At 45.2% G+C, this 6076-nt stretch carries 6 protein-coding genes; 4 read left to right on the top strand and 2 right to left on the bottom strand.

All coding sequences use genetic code 11. The annotated features are described in order from the left end of the window. From WC615_RS22105 to aroC, 4 genes are all read left to right on the top strand, one after another. The coding region (locus WC615_RS22105; protein WP_372980215.1) for a prephenate dehydratase at positions 1-614 on the top strand (614 nt) is incomplete at its 5' end. A 145-nt stretch (positions 615-759) separates the two neighbouring features. Beyond that, the gene (locus tag WC615_RS22100) at positions 760-1890 is read left to right on the top strand and encodes a chorismate mutase (protein WP_067062850.1); all 1131 of its coding nucleotides are present in this window, start codon (positions 760-762) and stop codon (positions 1888-1890) included. A 78-nt stretch (positions 1891-1968) separates the two neighbouring features. After that, on the top strand, positions 1969-3252 hold the full coding sequence (gene aroA / locus WC615_RS22095; protein WP_372980214.1) for a 3-phosphoshikimate 1-carboxyvinyltransferase: 1284 nt from the start codon (positions 1969-1971) through the stop codon (positions 3250-3252). Positions 3253-3385: 133 nt separating this feature from the next. Beyond that, positions 3386-4477 (top strand): chorismate synthase, encoded by a 1092-nt coding sequence (aroC, locus tag WC615_RS22090; RefSeq protein WP_372980213.1) that lies wholly within the window; start codon positions 3386-3388, stop codon positions 4475-4477. A 74-nt stretch (positions 4478-4551) separates the two neighbouring features. On the opposite strand, the gene WC615_RS22085 is transcribed toward aroC, so the two are convergent. Further along, on the bottom strand, positions 4552-4974 hold the full coding sequence (locus WC615_RS22085; protein ID WP_372980212.1) for a transposase: 423 nt from the start codon (positions 4972-4974) through the stop codon (positions 4552-4554). A gap of 206 nt (positions 4975-5180) precedes the next feature. Beyond that, positions 5181-5891 carry a DNA alkylation repair protein gene (locus WC615_RS22080; RefSeq protein ID WP_372980211.1) on the bottom strand — a complete coding sequence of 237 codons (711 nt, stop codon included), beginning with the start codon at positions 5889-5891 and terminating at the stop codon, positions 5181-5183. Between the last annotated feature and the right edge of the window lie 185 nt (positions 5892-6076).

The raw sequence follows: 6076 nt of genomic DNA, 5'->3' as shown, positions 1-6076 counted from the left end.
TTAAATACGTAACCTCGCACCCTATCGCTATTCGCCAGTGTATTGATTTTTTTGACGAGTACCCGCACCTTAAAATTGTTGAAAGTAATGATACCGCCGCCTGTGCAAAACGCATCCGCGATGAACAACTGACCGATACCGTTGCTATTGCAAACACCTTAGCCGCACAACTATACGGACTGGATGTGTTAGAGCGCCGCATCGAATCGAACAAGCTGAATTTTACCCGCTTTTTGATCCTCACCACGCATGAGAATGCTAAAAAGAAAGGCAACCCAAACAAGGCCTCGTTATGTTTCCAGGTGAGCAACCAGGTTGGCGCGCTGGCCAAAGTGCTTAACATTTTTGCGCAGGAAGAGGTAAACATGAGCAAAATTCAAAGTATGCCGGTTTTAGGTAAGCGTAACGAATACAATTTTTATGTAGACATTGAATGGAAAGAAAGTAAACATTACGATAATTCCATTCGCCAAATATTGAAGTACACACACAACTTTAACATACTGGGCGAGTATCAGCGCTACGAAGAAGATACCACACCAAAGCCTTTAAAAGCCGAGAAAACAAAACGGTATATCAACATTAAGAAACTAAACGAGCAGAAAGATGAGTGAAGAAGATTATAAAGAATTAGCCGGTATGACCGAAAGTCGGTAAGCCCGAAAGGAAAAAATCAAAAACATAACAATTAAATAACACAACAAAAAATTACTTTCCGGACTTTCGGGCACCCGACTTCCGGACTACACAAAAAACGATATGAAACATAACTTAAACATACAGCCCCTTAATTCCTGGATCAATAAATCGGGCAAGGAGCCTCTTGTAATTGCCGGCCCATGCAGCGCCGAAACTGAAGACCAGTTAGTTGCAACCGCACATTTATTAGCAAAAACCGGCAAAATAAGCGCCCTGCGTGCCGGTATCTGGAAACCACGCACCCGCCCCGGAGAATTTGAAGGTATTGGCAGCATTGGTTTAGAGTGGCTAAAACGCGCTAAAGAAGAAACCGGCTTGCCAACCGCTGTTGAGGTGGCTACCGCTAAACACGTTGAAGAAGCCTTAAAAGCAGGTGTAGATATCCTTTGGGTTGGTGCACGCAGTACCGTTAACCCTTTCACCGTACAGGAGATTGCCGACGCTTTACGTGGTGTTGATGTACCGGTTATGGTTAAAAACCCGGTTAACCCCGATCTTTCTTTATGGGTTGGCGCTTTAGAGCGTATCAACAACGCAGGTATCACCAAATTGGCGGCTATTCACCGTGGTTTCTCATCATACGAAAAATCGGCTTTCCGTAACGAACCGATGTGGGATATTGCAATCGCTTTAAAAACTTTGGTACCAAACCTGCCTATCATCAATGACCCAAGCCACATTACCGGTAACCGCGATCTGATAGGTTACATTTCGCAAAAAGCATTAGACCTTGACATGCAGGGCCTGATGATAGAATCGCATATCGACCCTACCGTTGCGTGGACTGATGCTGCGCAACAGGTTACCCCTGCTGCTTTGTCAGAAATTATTGATCACCTGGCTTTACGTAAACCCGAAGTTAAAGGTGCTGAATTAAACGATAAACTGGCCGAACTGCGTAACCAGATAGACAAAATTGACGACCTGGTTATCCAGAAAATGGCCGAGCGTATGAAGATTGTTGAGAAGATAGGTAACTACAAAAAAGACAACAACATTACCATTTTACAGGTAAACCGTTGGGACGAGATCTTGCAGAAACGTACCAACTACGCCAAAGCGCTAAAACTAAGCACCGAGTTTACCGAGAAATTGCTTGAGCTGATGCACAGCGAATCAATCCGTAAACAAACCGAGATCATGAACGAAGGCCAGGAATCAGCACCTGCCGAAAAATTGACACACGCATAGATAGGTTATTAGTGATTGGTTGATTAGTGATTAGTTACTGATCGCTAAAAAGATGCAATCATAATAATCGATGTAATTATGGCAAAACATAACATCATACTTACCAAACAAGGTAAAACGGTAAACGGTACGGTACAACTCACCGGTTCAAAAAGTGAGTGTAACCGTGCCCTTATTATCGAAGCGCTGAGCGGTGGTAAGGTAAAGGTCGAAAACATGTCGGATGCTGCGGATGCGGTGACGCTGAAAGAAGTCTTAAGTCAGCAGTTTGAAGTCGAAAGTCCGGAAGACTCAGAACTTAAGACTCAAGACTTAAGACTTATAAACATAGGTCCCGCGGGTACAGCCATGCGCTTTTTAACAGCATTCCTTCCCTTGCAAAGCGAAGAGGTAACCCTTACCGGTTCCGAGCGGATGCAACAGCGCCCTATCGGGATTTTGGTAGACGCTATGCGCAAACTAGGTGCAGAGATCGATTATGTAAATAACGAGGGCTACCCTCCCATTAAAATACATAGCGGTTTTCAGCAACAAACAGATCACATCGGCATTAAAGGCGATATCAGCAGTCAGTATATTACCGCATTGCTGCTTATCGCATCAAGCTTACCGCAAGGTTTAAGATTGGAGATTGAGGGTGAGTTAACTTCGCGCCCGTATGTTGAAATGACTTTGGCCATGCTCAGGCAGGCAGGCATACAGCATACCTGGACAGACAATGTTATCACCATACAAAACCAACCGTTTGCCGAAACAGCGCTGCTTGTTGAACCTGATTGGAGCGCCGCATCATATTGGTATTCTATTGCCGCTTTAAGCGACGAGGCCGAACTTTTCCTGCCGGGATTAACATCATACAGCCTGCAGGGCGATAGCGTTATCACCGAGCTGATGGCTAACTTTGGTATCACATCGGTATTTAAAGATGGCGGGGTGTACTTAACCAAGGAGCCGAAACCCATTTTCCGTAAGATCTTTGACCTTAAAGAATGCCCCGATCTGGCGCAAACCATTATTGTGGTATGTGCGGCCCTTGGCCACGATGCAAGCTTTACCGGGCTGGAAACTTTAAAAATTAAAGAAACCGACCGGATCTTAGCCCTGCAAACCGAATTGGCAAAAATTGGCGTTAAGCTGATAGAAAAAGGGCAGGTTTACAAACTGGATTGCAGCGAAAAGCAAATTCCGCAACGTATGTTTGTAAGCACTTATGATGATCACCGTATGGCAATGGCCTTTGCGCCGCTGGCCATACTGATACCCGAACTGGAAATTGAAGATGCCGACGTGGTTGAGAAATCGTACCCGGCGTTTTGGAAGGATCTGGAAAAGGCAGGGTTTAAAGTAAGCGCAAAAGTTTAAGAAAATAAACCAATATGTCATTGCGAGGAGCGATAGCAACGCGGCAATCTCGTAGCCAATGCATAACTTGCATGCGACGAGATTGCCGCGCTACGCTCGCAATGACATCATATAAAAAGGAATCTAAAATCCCATGGCAGGTAATTCATTCGGTCAATTATTCAGGATAACAACTTTTGGTGAATCGCATGGCGAGGCTATCGGCGTCATTATAGATGGCTGCCCGGCCGGGCTTGATGTAGAACTGGAATACATCCAGGGCGAACTGGACAAACGCAAACCGGGTCAATCAAAGATCACCACACAGCGTAAAGAGAGTGATACGGTGAAGATCCTGTCGGGTGTGTTTGAGGGTAAAACCACGGGCACCCCTATCGCCATGATCATCCCCAACGAAGATCAGCGCTCGAAGGATTACGGCCACAATGTGGATGTGTTCCGCCCCTCACACGCCGATTATACGTATGCCACCAAATACGGCATCCGCGATCATCGTGGCGGCGGCCGTTCATCAGCCCGCGAAACCGCTACACGTGTGGCTGCGGGCGCCTTAGCCAAGCTTTTATTAAAAACACAGGGCATAGAGGTACTGGCCCACGTAAGCAGCGTAGGCGCCATTAATGCACCAAATGTGTTTATTGAAAGCGCTGCCGAATTTTTAGAAACACGCGAGCAAAACATTGTGCGCTGTGCCGACCCGGCTACAGCAGCCGAAATGGTTGAATTCATCGACAGCATCCGCAAGCAGGGCGATACAGTTGGCGGCAAAGTAAGCTGCCATATCATTGGCGCCCCCGTTGGCCTCGGCGACCCGGTTTTCGACAAGCTGCACGCCGACCTGGGCAAGGCTATGCTCAGCATCAACGCCGTACATGGTTTTGAGTTTGGCTCGGGCTTTAGCGGCAGTGAAATGCGCGGCTCAGAGCATAACGATATTTTCATCAAAAACGCCGACGGAAGCGTAGGTACCCGAACCAACTTTTCGGGCGGCATACAGGGTGGTATCAGCAATGGCATGCCTATAGAATTTAAGGTAGCCTTTAAACCTGTGGCCACCATTATGCACAACCAGCAAACCATTGATGGCGAAGGCAATGCTGCCGAAATTACCGGCAAAGGCCGCCACGACCCTTGCGTAGTGCCACGCGCTGTACCTATTGTGGAAGCTATGGCCGCTTTGGTTTTAGCAGATCATTGGCTGAGGAACAGGAATTCGAAGTTGTAGAGATTAGAGGTTAGTGATTGGAGATTAAAATACTGGTCTAAGTTTTCAACTTAGACCCAAAATGAGTTAAGCTTTCAGCTTAACAATATTATTGGTATTAATCCTTTTTGCTCTAAATAATAATCTTTAGCGCTGCTGTATAAATATTCAGGAGGATATTCAACGCAGCCGGATTCAACAGGATTATTATGTAGATAATCTAACCGCTGATCCATCATTTCGTTAGTGGAAAGCTGCACAGGATGATTATGCTGTTGCCAAAACTGATACTCTTCATTATTGCTATTCCGTTGTCCTGCACGTTTAAACATCCAAAGCATCCAGTCGCGCCGGCTTTCTTGTATATTACCTTCAATGGCTTTTAGAATAGTTTTAGCGGTGTGCCGTTTCAAATCCCGCATAATATCGGAGAGATTGCCATTTTCTGTGCCGATAATCAAATGTACATGACTCGACATAATACACCAGGCGTACACTTTTAAACCCTTATTCTCCATGCAGTACTTTAGACTTTCAACTATAATATCACAATATTGTCTGCGAATAAAAACGTCTATCAATTTACCGTGGCAAAACTTACAAAATATAATTTATCGTGTTCGTGAAACTTGTACTTTCTACCCATTGTTTATTTGTTTCGCAAGCTGAAAGCTTGATTTGTTTTGGGTCTAAGTTGAAAACTTAGACCAGGGTTTTACGAGCATCAGCATTTAACATCTTTCTTTTTTGCCGCAATGCCGCCACGCTTATCCCATACTTTTTTAATGTATTCGGTTGCTACGGGCACTTTGCAGGCTGTGCCATTTTTATCAACCGTTACCACGCCTATTTTATTGGCCGTAGCCATGGCTGCATCAGCCAAAGCCGCTACATAAGAGCCTGCCGAAATTACAAAGCTGTTCATATGATAACACACTCTATCTTCAGACTGGCGGATATCCTGCCCGGCCCTTTTAAGCAAAGCTCTTAATTTCTCTATATCCAGTTCACTATCCGGTCTAAGCGCTACAATATTGCTCAGGGTAGCCCAACCGCTGGCGGCAATATGTTCTACCGGGCTATCGATCCATTCCAACGCCAGTTCAAAACCATGCGGGTTACCGGCTGCTACCCATGGCACGGTGTATTCGCTGATGTTGTTTGAAACGGCCTGCTCTGCCCAGGTTTGCAGATCGGCTTTGGTCATTTTTTCATCATCGGCAATCAGGCCCGCAAGGTACATGGCATCAGCATTACCGGTGGCAAACAGGTCTTTTGCCAGTTGATAATCCTTTTTAACCTTTTTTTGTATCGGCTTTAAGTACTCTATCTTAACCCCGAAGAATGGTTCTTTAACGCCATGTTTCAGCAATATCTTTTTGATGCTTTCGCTGCCCTTTGCCTGCAGTTCGGCCATAATTTCGGTAACATTCATCGTGCCTGGTTTAAGTAATAAATTTAGATATTTTCACATTTAATCTATACACGCAAAATCAAATACTATTTTTGAGGCTGCTAATCTAACCGTCCCTAACCCGTGTCAATAATCCACCTATACAAAAAAGCTTACAGCGGTTTATCGCCAAACAGCTGGTACCTCAGCGTGGTGATGTTTATCAA

Source organism: Mucilaginibacter sp., from assembly GCF_041663085.1.
Classification (GTDB): domain Bacteria; phylum Bacteroidota; class Bacteroidia; order Sphingobacteriales; family Sphingobacteriaceae; genus Mucilaginibacter.
The sequence above is the reverse complement of the archived record's forward strand: the minus strand, read 5'-3'. Positions and strand labels throughout refer to the sequence as shown.

What these genes read in the sequence shown, in the direction of transcription:
- WC615_RS22085 (WP_372980212.1), bottom strand. Translation starts at nt 4,974, where the DNA reads ATGGAGAATAAGGGTTTAAAAGTGTACGCCTGGTGTATTATGTCGAGT.
- WC615_RS22100 (WP_067062850.1), top strand. Translation starts at nt 760, where the DNA reads ATGAAACATAACTTAAACATACAGCCCCTTAATTCCTGGATCAATAAA.
- WC615_RS22080 (WP_372980211.1), bottom strand. Translation starts at nt 5,891, where the DNA reads ATGAATGTTACCGAAATTATGGCCGAACTGCAGGCAAAGGGCAGCGAA.
- aroA (WP_372980214.1), top strand. Translation starts at nt 1,969, where the DNA reads ATGGCAAAACATAACATCATACTTACCAAACAAGGTAAAACGGTAAAC.
- aroC (WP_372980213.1), top strand. Translation starts at nt 3,386, where the DNA reads ATGGCAGGTAATTCATTCGGTCAATTATTCAGGATAACAACTTTTGGT.